Source organism: Rhizobium sp. M1 (assembly GCF_002531805.1).
In the GTDB taxonomy this organism is placed as follows: Bacteria; Pseudomonadota; Alphaproteobacteria; order Rhizobiales; family Rhizobiaceae; genus Rhizobium; species Rhizobium etli_C.
Genome location: NZ_NWSW01000025.1, coordinates 65,863 through 79,454 on the forward strand (window position 1 = coordinate 65,863; position 13,592 = coordinate 79,454).

Here is a 13,592-nt window from a genome sequence, read left to right on the forward strand (position 1 = left end):
AACAGCTTAGAAATCCGCCATCGGCGAGAGCATCGCCGGAGAATGCGGGGCGGCGTCGCCGAGCCCGCGCAGCATCAGCACCGTGCCGCTTTCAAACGGCTGCGGCGCGCCCGTCCAGCCGAGCTTGTCGGGACGGAAGAGCACTTCGACGGTCGCCGAGGCAATGTCGAGGCCGCCGAGAATCGCGGCAAGCGACGGGATCTCCGCTGCCACGACATCGAGAAGGCTGAAGCGGCCTGTCCCATCCATCTTCCAGGCGATGACGGCCTGGCAGCCTTCCAGGAAGCTGATGCGGACATCGGGATCGAGCTGCGTGTTAATGAGAAACATCGCCGCATTTGCGGTCACCGAGAGCGTCGTCGAAACCGGGCTGCGTGCTTTCAGCAGCAATTGCAGCAGGGCGAGATCGTCCGCATTCGCCGGCAAAAGCGGCCGAGCGGGTGTGGCGCCAATCGCGGGGGCAGGTGCCGTTCCCTCATATCGGTTCAGTGGTATCGCGCGAAATCCGTAAGCTTCGTAGAGCGACGGCTTATCGGTGTAGAGGATGACGGCCTCGAAGCCCTGCCGCTCGCACCAGTCGAGCGCCTTCACCGTCAGATCGCGATAGAGCCCGCGGCCGCGCCACTGCGGCCGCACCGCGCCCGATTGCAGCCCGGCGGCATGGACGATTCTGCCATTGAGAACGAAGGGCAGTGCAAAGGCCGAGAGATTGGCCGCAAGCTCGCCCTCGGCATCGAACCAGCCGAATGGCATGCTTGAGGCATCGGGGCCGCCAAGCTGCTGCAGCGGACCGATATCGATGCCGAAAATATCCCGGAGCAGGCGGACAAGCGCCGCCCATCCGGCGGCATCGCCGAAATACTCCTGCCGGAAGGTCAGGCCTGCGCTGTCGAGGCCCTTTGCCATCACACGCCGGTGGAGCCGAAGCCGCCTGCGCCGCGCGCGGTTTCGCTTGCCGCGGTGATCTCGGCCACCCGCGCCTGGGTCACCGGCGCGATCACCATCTGGGCGATGCGCATGCCGCGCTCGATAACAAAAGCCTCTTCGCCGAGATTGGCGAGCAGCACCTTCACTTCGCCGCGATAGTCGCTGTCGACGGTGCCGGGTGAATTCAGGCAGGTGATGCCATGTTTGAAGGCAAGGCCGGAGCGCGGCCGCACCTGGCCTTCGAACCCTTCGGGGATCTCGAAAATGAAGCCGGTCGGCACCAGCGCCCGTTTGCCGGGCAGAAGCGTCAGCGGCGCATCGCCGTCGATGGCGGCGCGCAAGTCCATGCCGGCCGCCCCCTTGCTTTCATAGGCGGGCAGGTCGAGGCCTTCGCCATTGGCCAGGCGGATGAGGTTCAGCGTCGGGCGCGTGTCGTGATGAATGGTCATGGCCCATTACTTTGCGCCCGCAGCGCCGAGGTCAATTGCAATGCCGGGCTTTAATCGTTAGATACGCGGCAATTCCACAGGATTCATAGTATGGCCGAAAGTCTCGCCGAGGCGGTCTCCCGCCGCCGCACATTCGCTATTATCGCCCACCCGGACGCGGGCAAGACGACGCTCACCGAAAAGCTGCTGCTGTTCGGCGGCGCCATTCAGCTTGCCGGCGAAGTCAAGGCGAAGAAAGATCGCATGCAGACGCGTTCCGACTGGATGAAGATCGAGCGCGAGCGCGGCATCTCCGTCGTCACCTCGGTGATGACCTTCGAATATAACGACAATGTCTTCAACATCCTCGATACGCCCGGCCACGAGGACTTTGCCGACGACACCTATCGCACGCTGACGGCCGTCGATGCTGCCGTCATGGTCATCGATGCCGCCAAGGGCATCGAGCCGCGCACGCTGAAGCTCTTCGAAGTCTGCCGCATGCGCGATATCCCGATCATCACCTTCATCAACAAGATGGACCGCGAAAGCCGCGATCCCTTCGAGATTCTCGACGAGGTGGAGGAGAAGCTGGCGCTGGATACGGCGCCGATCACCTGGCCGATCGGCCGCTCGAAGACCTTCTGCGGCTCCTATCATCTCGCCAACAGCACCGCCCGCGGCTCCGACACCGAAGTCGAGACGACGCCGGTCAATGGTCCGCGGACGGTCGCCGACAGGCTGCCGGAAAACGAGCGCCAGGCCTTCATCGACGAAACGGAGCTGGCCATCGAGGCCTGCCGCCCCTTCGACCGCGAATCCTTTCTGGAAGGGCATATGACGCCGGTCTTCTTCGGCTCGGCGCTGCGCAATTTCGGCGTTCGCGACCTCATCAACGCGCTCGGCGAATTCGCGCCGCCGCCGCGCGACCAGGTGGCCGACACCAGGACGGTGCACGCGACCGACGACAAGATGACGGCCTTCGTCTTCAAGATCCAGGCCAACATGGATCCGAACCACCGCGACCGCATCGCCTTTGCCCGCATCTGCTCCGGCAAGCTCGAACGCGGCATGAAGGCGCGGCTCGCCCGCACCGGCAAGCAGCTCGGCCTGACGGCGCCGCAATTCTTCTTCGCCTCGCAGCGCCAGCTCGCCGATACCGCCTATGCCGGCGACGTCGTCGGCATTCCCAATCACGGGACGCTGCGCATCGGCGATACGCTGACCGAGGGCGAATCGCTGGTCTTCCAGGGCGTGCCGAACTTCTCGCCGGAGATCCTTCGGCGCGTGCGCCTGGAAGACGCGATGAAGGCGAAGAAGCTCAAGGAAGCCCTGCAGCAGATGGCCGAGGAAGGCGTTGTCCAGCTGTTTTCGCCGGAAGACGGCTCGCCGGCGATCGTCGGCGTCGTCGGCGCCCTGCAGCTCGATGTCTTGAAGGAGCGGCTGATGGCCGAATACGGCCTGCCGGTCTCCTTCGAAATGTCGCGTTTCTCCGTCTGCCGCTGGATCTCCGCCGATCAATCGGCCGATCTCGAAAAATTCCTCACCGTCAAACGCGGCGATATCGCCCGCGATCTCGACGGCGATCCCGTCTTCCTCGCCCAGGACGCCTTCTCGCTGCGTTACGAGGCAGAGCGCTATCCGGCGATCAAGATGGTCGCCATCAAGGAATATCACGCCGCCAAGGCGGCGTGATCATCATCCGGTCAGCCGTTCCGCCAGGAAATCGACGACGGCGCGCACCGCCGGCAGCTGGCCGCGCCGATGCGGCATCAGGATCGTCGTCTCGATGCTGCCGGCCGTCCATTCCGGCAGCACCCGCACCAGCCGCTCTTCGGCCAGCGCCTTCCGGCAGACCGATGTCGGAAGGCAGGTAATGCCGAGCCCCGCCGCCGCCGTTTCCATCAGCACATAGGGCTCATCCGCCGCCATGACCGACTGCAGTGTGACGAGAGCCTCGTCGCCGCCATCGGAGGTGAGCCGCCATTGATTTTCCGTCAGGCTGGTCAAGATCGTTGCATGCTCCGCCAGCTCCTCCGGCCGGCGCGGTTGCCCATGGGCGCTGATATAATCGGGCGAAGCGAGAATGAAGAAAGGGTGGCGGGCGAGCTTGCGCTGCACCAGCGCCGAATCCGGCAGGGGCGCACGATGGCTTCGCAGTGCGATGTCGAAGCCTTCCTGCACGATGTCGACGAAACGGTCCGTCACGTGCACGGAGAGCCGGAGCTTCGGATAGCGGGCCGCCAGCGCCGGCAGATGCTCCGTCAGGGTGAACTGCGCCGTCGGCACCGAGGCCGTCAGGCGAACGCTGCCGGCAGGTTCGGCCAGATGCCGCCGCACGATGCCCTCGGCCATGTCAGCCTCGATGATCGAGGCCTGGGCATGCTGAAAGAATTCGCGCCCGAGCTCGGTCAGCGCGAAGCTGCGTGACGTGCGCTGGATCAGCCGCACGCCGAGGCGCCGCTCCAGCTCCGCGACCCGCTTGCTGACCGTCGATTTCGGCATGCCGAGATGTCTCGCGGCGGCGGTAAAACTGCCGCTGTCGACGGCCTGGACGAAGAGATGCAGATCGTTGAGGTTGAAAAGCGCCATTGCCATCTTCCAGACATGTGGACATTGCGATGCAATTATAGCCTCTACCGCATGATCGTCCACGTCTTCACATTGATCCTGTCCAAACGGGTTCAATTCTGAAAGGAACGACTGATGTCACCCATATTGTTTTACGGCGTGCCGGAGGGCTGCTCCTTCGGCTCGATCGTCGCACTGGAATGGTCCGGCCTGCCTTATCGGCTCTGCCGCGTCGAGATGCCGGAAGTGGTTTCCACCGATGAATACAGGCGGATCAATACAGTCGGCGAGACGCCGTCGCTGCTGCTCGAGGATGGCAGGACGATCTGCGAAAGCATGGCGATCCTCAACCATATCGGCGCCCGTGCGATCGGCAGCGGTCTGGGCTTTGCGCAGGGGTCGGAGGATTTCGATCGTCAGAACCAGATGCTCGCCTTCCTCAATACCAGTTTCTTCGCAGCCTTCGGTCCGCTCTGGTATGCCTTGGAACACCCGCTGGAGCCGCAGCAGAAACAGGCGCTTACGGCCTACGGCACCGCCGCGGTCGAAAAGGCGCATCATACGCTGGAGCATCTGCTTGCTGGCCGCGAATGGCTTCTCGGCAACGGCCCGAGCCTGGCCGATGCCTATTTCGTCGGCATCGCCCGCTGGAACGATTTTCACAAGGTCGTCGACCGCAGCCAGTTTCCCGGCCTGCATCGCCTCTATGAGCGTATGCAGCAGGAGCCGGCCGTGCGCTTCGCCCATGCGATCGAGCATCGGCAGGATGCAAAAAGCAGCGGCGCTTTCCTCGGCGAGGTCGATCTGACCGAGGCGCTCGGCTTGTTGAAACAGGCGGCCTGAATCGTGTGGCCATCGCAGCTTCGGGTGCGATGGCCCTGGCCCTCAGCCGGCGGCGACGATCTCGATTTCGACGAGCCAGTCGTCGCGCAACGTTTCGACGATGATCGCCGTGGTCGGCACGGCGCGGCCGCCAAGCGCGCGAAGACGGGCGTTCTGGTTTGCCTCGACAAAGGCGCCGTCGCGGAGATAGCTCGTCAGCCGCACGATATTGTCCACCGTCATATCGGCCGATGCGAGGATGGTGCCGAGGTTGGACCAGATGAGATCCAGCTGCCCTTCAAGGCCGTCCGCCGCCATTCCCCTTTCATCGAGGCCCATCGTGCCGCTGACGAAGAGCAGCCTGGCGGGATGTCTGACCTCTAGCGCATGGATGTAATCGGGGCTTGCCGGGTAGATACCGGTGGCTGGATTGCGCTCAATCATTTCCATCGACTCCGCCTCTTTTCCGAATGATCTATTGAGGAACACCAATATCGCTGATTATTCTTCGGCAGAAAGGAGATTTGCCGAATGGGAAAAAATACAGACGATCTTCGGCCGAAGCGTCCGCAGCCGCCGGTCATCGATGCTTTCGACCGAAAAATATTAGCCGCGCTCGCCGCCGACAGCGGCCAGAGCTATCAGAGGCTAGGCGAATCGGTCGGCCTCTCGGCGCCGGCCGTTCATGAGCGCGTGCGCCGGCTCAAGCAATCGGGCGCCATCAAAGGCGTTCATGCGGCGCTGGATGGAGCAGCCCTTGGCAAGCCGCTGCTTGCCTTCGTGCAGGCGGCGGGCTGGGGCAAGAGCGAGCGGCTGACGCAGGTCTTGCGTTTTCCCGAGGTCGAGGAAATGCATTCGGTCGCGGGTGACGCCAGCGTTTTTTTCAAGGTCCGAACCGCAAGCCCGCAGGCATTGGAGGCTTTTCTGGCGCAGATCCATGCCGTTCCCGGTGTCACCGGCACCCGCAGCTATATCGCTCTTTCCACCTATCTCGAGCGTCCGGTGCAGGCTGGCGTCACGGATAGCTGGCCAGATCTGCCGGCACAGGAATAGCTGGCGGCGTTTCGCCGTCAGTGTTCCTCGATCCTCGACTCCAGCTATTTTTCCCGCAGCGCGCGGCGGAAACTCTGCGTGATCGGCTCGGCCAGATAGGAAAGCACGGTGCGGGCACCCGTCCGGATCAACGCTTCGCTCGACATGCCGGGCATGAGCTTGCGGCCCTCCAGCTTGGCAAGTTCGCTCTTGTCGATCAGCACGGTTGCGGCGAAATAGGGCGCCCCGCTGCGCTCCTCCACCATCCGGTCGGCCGAGACGATCTCGACGACGCCCTCGAGCGGCGGCAGGTTGTAGCGGGCAAAGGCCGGGAAGCTGACGCGTGCGCGCTGCCCGGGCGCGATCGTCTCGACATCCTCCGGCCTGACCATGGCCTCGACCACGAGCTGCTGCCCGAGCGGCACGACCGTCATCAACGTCTCGCCGGGTTTGACGACGCCGCCTGCTGTGTGGACCTTCAGGTCCATGACGATGCCGTCAACCGGTGCGACGACATTGGTGCGGGAAAGCACGTCCTTGGCGGCGCGCTCCTCCTGCCTGAGGTCGAACAGTTCCGCCTCGACCTTGCTTAGCTCTTCGACCGCCTCGTTCAGCCGCAAGGTGCTGAGATTGAGGATTTGCATGTCGATCTCGGCCATGGCGCTCTTGGCGCGGGCAATGGCCGCGACATTGGTCGCACGTTCGCCCTCGACCTCCCGCTGCTGCCGTCTGAGCAGCAGCCATCGCTCCCGGGTGACAAGGCCGCGTTTGAGGAGACTTTCAAGGTCCTTGGTTTCCCCCTCGAACACCTCGATCTGCTTGTCCTCGGTGACGATCAGATGCTCCAGCCCCGTGATCTCTTCCTGGGTCTGACGACGGCGCTGGCTGAGGATTTCCCGCTCGTCCTTCAAATTGTGGTGCTTCGCCGCGAAGACATCGCGCTGCGCGGCCACCGCGTCCTTTGCCGACCGGGTCGGGTTTGCCAGCAAGGCCGGATCGAACTCGATTTCGGCCTTGTCGTCCCGCTCGGCCCGCAGACGCGCGGCCAGCGCCTCACGCGTTGCGATCCGGTTCTGGAGCAGATCGAGCTTCGTCCTCGCCTGCGTGCCGTCGAGCTGGATGAGCACCTTGCCCGCCTTGACGATATCGCCATTGGCGGCGTTCAGATCGGCGATGATGCCGCCTTCCAGATGCTGGATGAGCTTGCGGTCGCCGGCAACCTTGATGACACCAGGCGCCACCGCGGCGCTGTCCAGCGGGGCGAGTGTCGCCCAGCCCCCGGCCATGCCGAAGAACAGGAAGATGATCGCGAACCCTGTGACCGTTACGCCTGTCAGACGCAGGGGGACTGGCGCAGGCGGGGGCGAAACCGGTAACGGGACGACCTTCATGTCCGTCATGGCTGTTTCGTTCCTTGCTGCTTCGCCACGATCGTCGGCATCTGCGCGACCTTGCGGACGCGTGCGGCGAGTTCATTGAAGACATGGTCGCGCGGACCGAACAGGTCCTGCTGGCCGCGGTTGAGGACCAGGATCTTGTCGACGGTTTCCATGATGTTCGGTCGGTGCGCGATCAGGATAACGGTCGTGCCCGCCGCCTTGACCGTGCCGAGCGCTGCGATCAAGGCCTCCTCACCCTCTCGGTCGAGGTTCGAATTGGGCTCGTCCAGGATGATGAGCGCCGGATCGCCGTAGAGCGCCCGCGCCAGGCCGATGCGCTGGCGCTGTCCGCCCGACAGCACCGCGCCGGATTCGCCGATCTCGGTCAAGTAACCCTTCGGCAGCCCTTTGATCAAATCGTGGACGCCCGCCAGCCGCGCTGCCTTGACCGCCTTGTCGAAGACTATGGGACTGACGGTGGCGAAGCGGCAGATATTTTCGCAGACGTTCCCGGCGAAAAGCTCGATGTCCTGCGGGAGATAGCCGACATGATGACCGCGGTCCTCCGCCGCCCATTGGGCGACATCCATGCCATCGAGCAAAGCCCGCCCGCCGGAAGGGCGCCAGGCCCCGGCCAGTATGCGTGCCAGGCTGGTCTTGCCGGCCCCGCTCTGGCCGATCAAAGCCATGGATTCACCCGGTTCGAGACGGAAGTTGATCCCTTTCAGAATATGTTCGCTGCCCTGTCGGGCAAGCACGATGTTGTCGGCCTCGAACCGGCCTGTCGGCCGCGGCAGCGCCAGAACCGGCGTGGCCTCGGGGTGCTGGCCGGCGACGGCGGTGAGACGCCGGTAGGCGGCCCGCGCGCCGACCGTCGCCTTCCACGTGCCGATCGCCTGCTCGACCGGCGATAGCGCGCGGCCCATCAGGATGGAGGCGGAGACCATGATCGCCGGGGAAGCCTCGTTTTGCAGGACGAGATAGGCCCCGAGGCCCAATATCCCCATCTGCAGCGCCAGCCGGTGGCACCGGGCGATGGCCGAGATGATCCCGCCGCGGTTGGCGGCAAGAACCTGGCCCCTGTTTGCCTCGTCCTGCTGCACCTTCCAGCCCTCGAGCAGCGGCTTCAGCATGCCCATTGCCTGGACGACCTCGGCGTTGCGGATCGCTGCCTCGGCCTGGGTGTAGGCCCGCGACTGTGCGCTGGTCGCCTCGGTCAACGGCTTGCGTGTCAGCCATTCGTTGAGCAGGGCCAGCGCAAACAGCACCGCTCCGCCCGACAGCGCCAGCCAGCCCAGCCAGGGATGCATGAAGAATATGGCGGCGAAAAACAGCGGCGCCCAAGGCGCATCGAGGATCGGGAAGATGCTCGGGCTGGTGAAGAAATTCCGGACCTGATCGAGGTCGCGCAGCGGGCGGGCATTGGCCTGGCCGGGCGCCGAGGCGGCGTATTCCACCGATGCCGTCAGCAGAACGGGCGCCAGCCGCGCGTTCATCCACGCTCCGACGGTTGCCAGAAGGCGACCGCGCACCACCTCCAGCCCCGCCATGGCCGCAAGTGCGCCTGCCGCCATCAGCGACAGCATCAGCAGCGTCTCGAGGCTGTGGCTGGACAAGACGCGGTGATAGACCTGCAGCATGTAAAGCGCCCCGGTCAGCATCAGCACGTTGATGCCGCCGCTGAACCAGATAAGCGGCCGGATGGCCCGTCTGGCTTCTTTCATCACCACCTGAAGCGCCGGGGGCGGCTGTTTGGTTTTCATCTTTTCTATCTCTGGTACTCGAGATGACACCCTGTGCAATGCATGACGGGGGCAGCGGAGCGGATGCTGCCCCCGTTGGTGACACGTCAGGCGACGTCGACGAGGATGTGTTGCATCTCCGTCTGGTCCCCGTCCGCATCGACCACCTGGAAGGCGAAGTCGAGGTTGGCGTCCGGCGTCTGGGTCACGGTGGAGGTGAAGCCGATGTCGGTGATCTTCAGTACGTCGTTGTCGGTGGCGTCGAAGTTCACCAGACCGGTGGTCGCATTGCTGCCGCCGTTGGCGCCGGTCACCCTGTTGAGGTCGATCGCGGTATTGTTGCCGGTGATCCCGTTGCCCGACTGCATGATCTGCGCGCCCTGCAGCACGTAGTCTTCGTCGGCCGCATTGTAGTCGTTCTGCTCGACGATCACGAGGCCGTCATTATTGTCGAGCGTGAACTCGCTGCTGTAGGGAGCCGGGACCTGGCCGGTCTTGTAGATGTCGGCGTTCGACACATACATGGCCCGCGTGATCGTGGCATTGTCGTCGCTGTTGCCGGCGATGTTGTCGGCGCCGTTCAAATCGATCAGGTTGAGGATCAGCATCAGGTCTTCGCTGTTGCCGATACCGTCGAACTTGATGGCCATCGCGCCGGCAGTCGCCGTCGGGGTGGTGGCCTCGGTAGCGATGCCGACATTGCTGCTGAAGAACCGCAAGGTCAGCAGTTCGTCTTTCTGGATCGTGTCGCCGGCGACGCCGTTGGTGCTCTGCGTTGCAGAGACCCACGTCTCATTGCTGTTGCTCACCATCTCGTGACCGCCGACGGTGAAGGTGGAGTCAGCGGACGTGCCCTCGCCATCGTTCGTCAAGCGGAATGGGTTGGCCCTGTTGACCAAGTTGCCGGTGAACTGCACGTAGAAGTCTTCATCAGGTGATGTGTCCGGGTCATCCTCCTGCAGCAGTTCCACCACGATTTGCGGATGGCCGGTATTGCTCGTCGGCTCCTTGGACAGGAGCTCGCTGGTATGCAGAATGTCGAAGCTGAAGCCTTCCAGCGGGTCTGACAGGGTGATGGTATAGGTGTCGGCCGCCTTGTCGAAGATGAGGGTGCCGCCTGCCGTGCCGATCTGGTCGCCGGCCGCCGGATCCCTGTCGTAGGTGAAGGTGAAGTTGAACGTTGCGGAGGTGAGGCTCTCCGACGCCAGCGTCACATTCGAGCTGAGGAGACTGCCGCTGCCGCCGCCGGTAATCGTGCCGGTCAGTCCGATCTGGACGCCGGCCGCCACGAGATCTTGATCGACGAAGTCGGAGCCATTCGTATAGAAGGCAGCCGGGTGAATATCCGCGCCGATATTGTAGCCGAAGGCGCCGCTAGCCGAAGCGTTGAGCGCGTTGGCCAGGGTTTCGTGCTGAATACCTGCGGTACCGGGGTCGCCGTCAAACGGCACCGTGATCGTCGGGCCGTCATCCTCGAAGTGGAGGTTCTGGCCGATATTGTGGGTGGCGGTGGCCTGATCGCCGTCGCCGTCGGTGATGGTCGCCGTCAGCGTGACGAGGTCGTCGGCAGCCAAAGTCCGGCTGTCATCCGGGTTGCTGGCGTCGGCATGGATGATTGCCCGTGCCTGGTCGAGGGTGACGATGCCGAGAGCACTGACGCTGACGGTGAAGACAACAGGACCGCCGGCCCCGGCGCGGCCGACGACGCTGCCGCCTTCGAGGAAGAGCAGCACGGATTGACCAGTTTCCGTGTCGGTGAGGCCGCTGACATTGTTGAGCGCGTTGATGCCGAGCGCATAGGTGATGTCGTCGCCATCTGCCCCGGCATTTGAGGTGAAGGAGGTCGAGAAGTCGCCGGTGGCATTGGTCGCCAGGGTGGTCTCGTCGACTGTCAGATTCGGCGGACTGCCGGTTGCCGTGATCGCCGGCCCGTCATCCTCGAAGTTGAGGTTCTGGCCGATATTATGCGTGGCCGGGGCGGGATCGCCGTCATTGTCGGTGATGGTCGCCGTCAGGGTGATGAGGTCGTCGGCAGCCAGGGTCCGGCTGTCATCCGGGTCGCTGGCATCGGCGTGGATGATTGCCCGAGCCTGGTCGAGGGTGACGACGCCGGCAGCATTAACGCTGACGGTGAAGACAACAGGACCGCCAGCGCCGGCGCGGCCGACGACATTGCCGCCTTCGAGGAAGAGCAGCACCGATTGGCCGGTTGCGGTATCGGTGAGGCCGCTGACATTGGTGACCTGGCTGATGCCGAGCGAATAGGTGATGTCGTCGCCATCGGCCCCGGCATTTGAGGTGAAGAAGGTCGAGAAGTCGCCGGTGGCATTGGTCGCCAGGATGGTCTCGTCGACCGTCAGGTTCGGCGGGGTGCCGGTTGCGGTAATCGTCGGCCCGTCATCGTCGAAGTTGATGAAGGAGCCAACCTCTTCGTTATGAGCGTTGCTGACCTCACCGCCGAAATGCACTTCCTTGACGTCGAAGAAGTCCTTCTCGGTGTCGATATTCTTGATGGTGAAGCGATCGAAGGTTCCGCCTGCCCCGCCCGCAGTGGTGAAATCGACCGTCACGCCCTCGCCGACATCCTCGAGGATCAGTCCGTTGCCGTTGAGATTGACCGTGATGCCGAGCTCTGCCGCCGTTTTTGTCTCACCGTTCAGTTTGAACGTCACGCCGGTGATGTTGATCTCGTTATCGTTGTCGTCAGTGGGGAAGTCAGCGCCTTCCACATTGTCGTCGTTATTATAGGCGTGGATCTCGATGTCGGCGACGGTGCCGGTCGGGGTCGATTGCGAGATCGAGAAACCGGCGCTGGAGACGTTCTCGAGGTGTGAGCCGTAGTCGGGCGCGATCGGCGTGTCGGTAAAGTCCTTGCCCGCGCTCTGGGTGCCGCCGCTGATCAGGTCGATCTGAAGCTCGCGGCCGAAGCGCACGTCTTGAGAGGCGACGCCCAGGCCTTGCGTGCTGACATTGACTTCCGCCTGCACGCCATTGTCGTGCGCCGTGACCAGGATCTTCTGCGGGCTGGCTGCATCGGCGTCGAGAATATACCAGTTGTTGTGTCCGGAAGGGGCGTCGCCAAGTTGGCTGAAATTGACCACCGAGGTTCCGGTGACCGAAGCGAACACCTTATTGGTCAGATCGATGCGGTCGTCGGCGTTGGTTGCGTCGGGATGAAGCAACGGCACGTACTGGACCGTGTACAGGTCGGCATTGGTGGGGCTGGTGCTGATCAGCGCGAGCGAAAAGGCAAGTGCCCCGTTCTCGGCGGGCTCGGCATCCGGGTCGGAAGTGCCAATGACACCGATCACGACGTTTGCATGCGTCGGGTCCTGGAACAGCCAGATATAATTGCCATCGACCGTGCGAATGCCGCTGTTGACGCCGACCGTGGTGGAAAACGGCGTCCCGGAAGCGTTCTGGGTGAGAATCACCGAGGTGATGGTTTCCCCTGCGCTCGCCGAGGCGACGACGAAGTTGGACTGGAAGGCGACCTCCGGTGAGGCTAGCCCGCCCGAGCCATCGCGGCCCAACATATATTGCAGCGTCGTGTTGGTGCTATGCGGCGCAAGCGACGCATCGATATCGTCGTCCTGCAAAGTGGCGGTCTCGTCGATGACGAGGTCCTGGGTTGTGATGTCGAGTGCCATGGAGATTCTCCCTCGGTTAAGTCGCAGGGGGGCGGGCCCCGGATGCCGAATGCACCCGGCAGGTCCACCGCTTGCGCATCGGACTTGCAGCTCCCATCGATCGCGATTGTCTCGCCGATGGAGAGGGACAGTCCGTCTCAATTGGAGGGTATTAAGACCAAAGTCCGCCGTTGATTAAGACCAAAGTCTATGTATAGAGGATGTCATAACAGCAACTCCGAAGTTTACATTCTCATTAATGCAAGACAGAGTTTGTAAAATTCAGAAGAAATACATTTGTGGCTGTGCAACCCCTACCAAACGCGGTGCTAGAATTCCCCTCCAGTTTCTTTATACTATAAGTTGGGGGAAATTTCACTTAGCCAGTTCGAGCTAACGGAGGATCTGTATTGATTTTTAATGGCGATTTTTCTGCTTTTCATGAATGAATACATTGTGTTGACCTTTCGACGCAAGTCCAACGGCGGACTTGTGGCGCGGCGCCTGGTCGAGCATTCGAGGCGGGTGTCCGGTTGCGACGAGACAAAGCCAAACGAGGTCGAATGAGCAGAGCAGGTATCATCGAGAGCCGGTCGGAAATGGCGCCCTCGATTGTCGCGCGCCACGTCTTTTCAGACGGGCGGCGTTGGAATGTCTCTCAATCCTCGCCGTCGAACCGCGGCAGCGGTTCGATATTCTCCACCCAGGGCAAGGCTGAGCGGCACCATATCTGTTTCGTCGGCATCAGTTCCCGCCGCTGGTCGATGCTGCCGAGACGGATGCCGACGGCGCTGCCTTTACCATTGGTGCGGTAGAGCGGCGATCCGCAAGTCGGGCAGAAGAACTGCCGGCTGAGGCCGCCGCTGTCGCCATATTTGCTGTATTCGCGCGGTTCGCCCGATATCAGCGTGAAGCGTTCCGATCGCGCCGGCGCGGTGACGCGATAGGCCGAACCCGTCAGCTGCTGGCAATCGGTGCAATGGCAAATCGAAACCCGCTCCGCGTCGATCTCCGCCTGATAGCGGATCGCGCCGCAATGGCATCCTCCTGATATATGCATCG

The 13,592-nt window shown here is 63.0% G+C and carries 10 protein-coding genes and 1 pseudogene; 3 read left to right on the top strand and 8 right to left on the bottom strand.

The genetic code is table 11. The features are described 5' to 3' along the window. Nucleotides 1-6 precede the first annotated feature (6 nt). Together CO655_RS23660 and dut are read right to left on the bottom strand one after the other, a co-directional pair. Nucleotides 7-906 carry a GNAT family N-acetyltransferase gene (locus CO655_RS23660; RefSeq protein ID WP_097667012.1) on the bottom strand — a complete coding sequence of 300 codons (900 nt, stop codon included), beginning with the start codon at nucleotides 904-906 and terminating at the stop codon, nucleotides 7-9. Next, nucleotides 906-1,376 (bottom strand): dUTP diphosphatase, encoded by a 471-nt coding sequence (gene dut / locus CO655_RS23665; protein ID WP_097667014.1) that lies wholly within the window; start codon nucleotides 1,374-1,376, stop codon nucleotides 906-908. The genes CO655_RS23660 and dut overlap by 1 nt, the downstream gene beginning before the upstream one ends. A 90-nt stretch (nucleotides 1,377-1,466) precedes the next feature. Between dut and CO655_RS23670 the strand changes: the two genes are divergently transcribed. Then, a complete protein-coding gene (locus tag CO655_RS23670) occupies nucleotides 1,467-3,050 on the top strand; it encodes a peptide chain release factor 3 (RefSeq protein ID WP_097667017.1) in 1,584 nt (527 codons plus the stop codon). 3 nt (nucleotides 3,051-3,053) lie between these two features. On the opposite strand, the gene CO655_RS23675 is transcribed toward CO655_RS23670, so the two are convergent. Next, nucleotides 3,054-3,947: a LysR substrate-binding domain-containing protein gene (locus tag CO655_RS23675; protein ID WP_097667019.1), complete on the bottom strand. Its 894-nt coding sequence runs from the start codon at nucleotides 3,945-3,947 to the stop codon at nucleotides 3,054-3,056. Between the two features lie 114 nt (nucleotides 3,948-4,061). On the opposite strand from CO655_RS23675, the gene CO655_RS23680 reads away from it, so the two are divergent. Beyond that, nucleotides 4,062-4,769, top strand: coding sequence for a glutathione S-transferase family protein (locus CO655_RS23680; RefSeq protein WP_097667021.1), 708 nt, complete (start codon nucleotides 4,062-4,064; stop codon nucleotides 4,767-4,769). Nucleotides 4,770-4,811: 42 nt separating this feature from the next. On the opposite strand, the gene CO655_RS23685 is transcribed toward CO655_RS23680, so the two are convergent. Beyond that, nucleotides 4,812-5,198 (bottom strand): RidA family protein, encoded by a 387-nt coding sequence (locus CO655_RS23685; protein ID WP_097667023.1) that lies wholly within the window; start codon nucleotides 5,196-5,198, stop codon nucleotides 4,812-4,814. A gap of 28 nt (nucleotides 5,199-5,226) precedes the next feature. On the opposite strand from CO655_RS23685, the pseudogene CO655_RS23690 reads away from it, so the two are divergent. Continuing rightward, nucleotides 5,227-5,801: pseudogene (locus tag CO655_RS23690) on the top strand (Lrp/AsnC family transcriptional regulator). Nucleotides 5,802-5,845: 44 nt separating this feature from the next. On the opposite strand, the gene CO655_RS23695 reads toward CO655_RS23690, so the two are convergent. The 4 genes from CO655_RS23695 to CO655_RS23710 form a co-directional block, all read right to left on the bottom strand. Next, a complete protein-coding gene (locus CO655_RS23695) occupies nucleotides 5,846-7,180 on the bottom strand; it encodes an HlyD family type I secretion periplasmic adaptor subunit (protein WP_097667027.1) in 1,335 nt (444 codons plus the stop codon). Continuing rightward, nucleotides 7,177-8,922: a type I secretion system permease/ATPase gene (locus CO655_RS23700; RefSeq protein ID WP_097606815.1), complete on the bottom strand. Its 1,746-nt coding sequence runs from the start codon at nucleotides 8,920-8,922 to the stop codon at nucleotides 7,177-7,179. The genes CO655_RS23695 and CO655_RS23700 overlap by 4 nt, the downstream gene beginning before the upstream one ends. 86 nt (nucleotides 8,923-9,008) lie before the next feature. Continuing rightward, on the bottom strand, nucleotides 9,009-12,551 hold the full coding sequence (locus tag CO655_RS23705; RefSeq protein WP_097667029.1) for a DUF5801 repeats-in-toxin domain-containing protein: 3,543 nt from the start codon (nucleotides 12,549-12,551) through the stop codon (nucleotides 9,009-9,011). Between the two features lie 637 nt (nucleotides 12,552-13,188). Further along, complete coding sequence (locus CO655_RS23710) at nucleotides 13,189-13,590, bottom strand: GFA family protein (protein WP_097606961.1); 402 nt, start codon at nucleotides 13,588-13,590, stop codon at nucleotides 13,189-13,191. Between the last annotated feature and the right edge of the window lie 2 nt (nucleotides 13,591-13,592).

What these genes read in the sequence shown, in the direction of transcription:
- CO655_RS23660 (WP_097667012.1), bottom strand. Translation starts at nt 906, where the DNA reads ATGGCAAAGGGCCTCGACAGCGCAGGCCTGACCTTCCGGCAGGAGTAT.
- dut (WP_097667014.1), bottom strand. Translation starts at nt 1,376, where the DNA reads ATGACCATTCATCACGACACGCGCCCGACGCTGAACCTCATCCGCCTG.
- CO655_RS23670 (WP_097667017.1), top strand. Translation starts at nt 1,467, where the DNA reads ATGGCCGAAAGTCTCGCCGAGGCGGTCTCCCGCCGCCGCACATTCGCT.
- CO655_RS23675 (WP_097667019.1), bottom strand. Translation starts at nt 3,947, where the DNA reads ATGGCGCTTTTCAACCTCAACGATCTGCATCTCTTCGTCCAGGCCGTC.
- CO655_RS23680 (WP_097667021.1), top strand. Translation starts at nt 4,062, where the DNA reads ATGTCACCCATATTGTTTTACGGCGTGCCGGAGGGCTGCTCCTTCGGC.
- CO655_RS23685 (WP_097667023.1), bottom strand. Translation starts at nt 5,198, where the DNA reads ATGGAAATGATTGAGCGCAATCCAGCCACCGGTATCTACCCGGCAAGC.
- CO655_RS23695 (WP_097667027.1), bottom strand. Translation starts at nt 7,180, where the DNA reads ATGACGGACATGAAGGTCGTCCCGTTACCGGTTTCGCCCCCGCCTGCG.
- CO655_RS23700 (WP_097606815.1), bottom strand. Translation starts at nt 8,922, where the DNA reads ATGAAAACCAAACAGCCGCCCCCGGCGCTTCAGGTGGTGATGAAAGAA.
- CO655_RS23705 (WP_097667029.1), bottom strand. Translation starts at nt 12,551, where the DNA reads ATGGCACTCGACATCACAACCCAGGACCTCGTCATCGACGAGACCGCC.
- CO655_RS23710 (WP_097606961.1), bottom strand. Translation starts at nt 13,590, where the DNA reads ATGCATATATCAGGAGGATGCCATTGCGGCGCGATCCGCTATCAGGCG.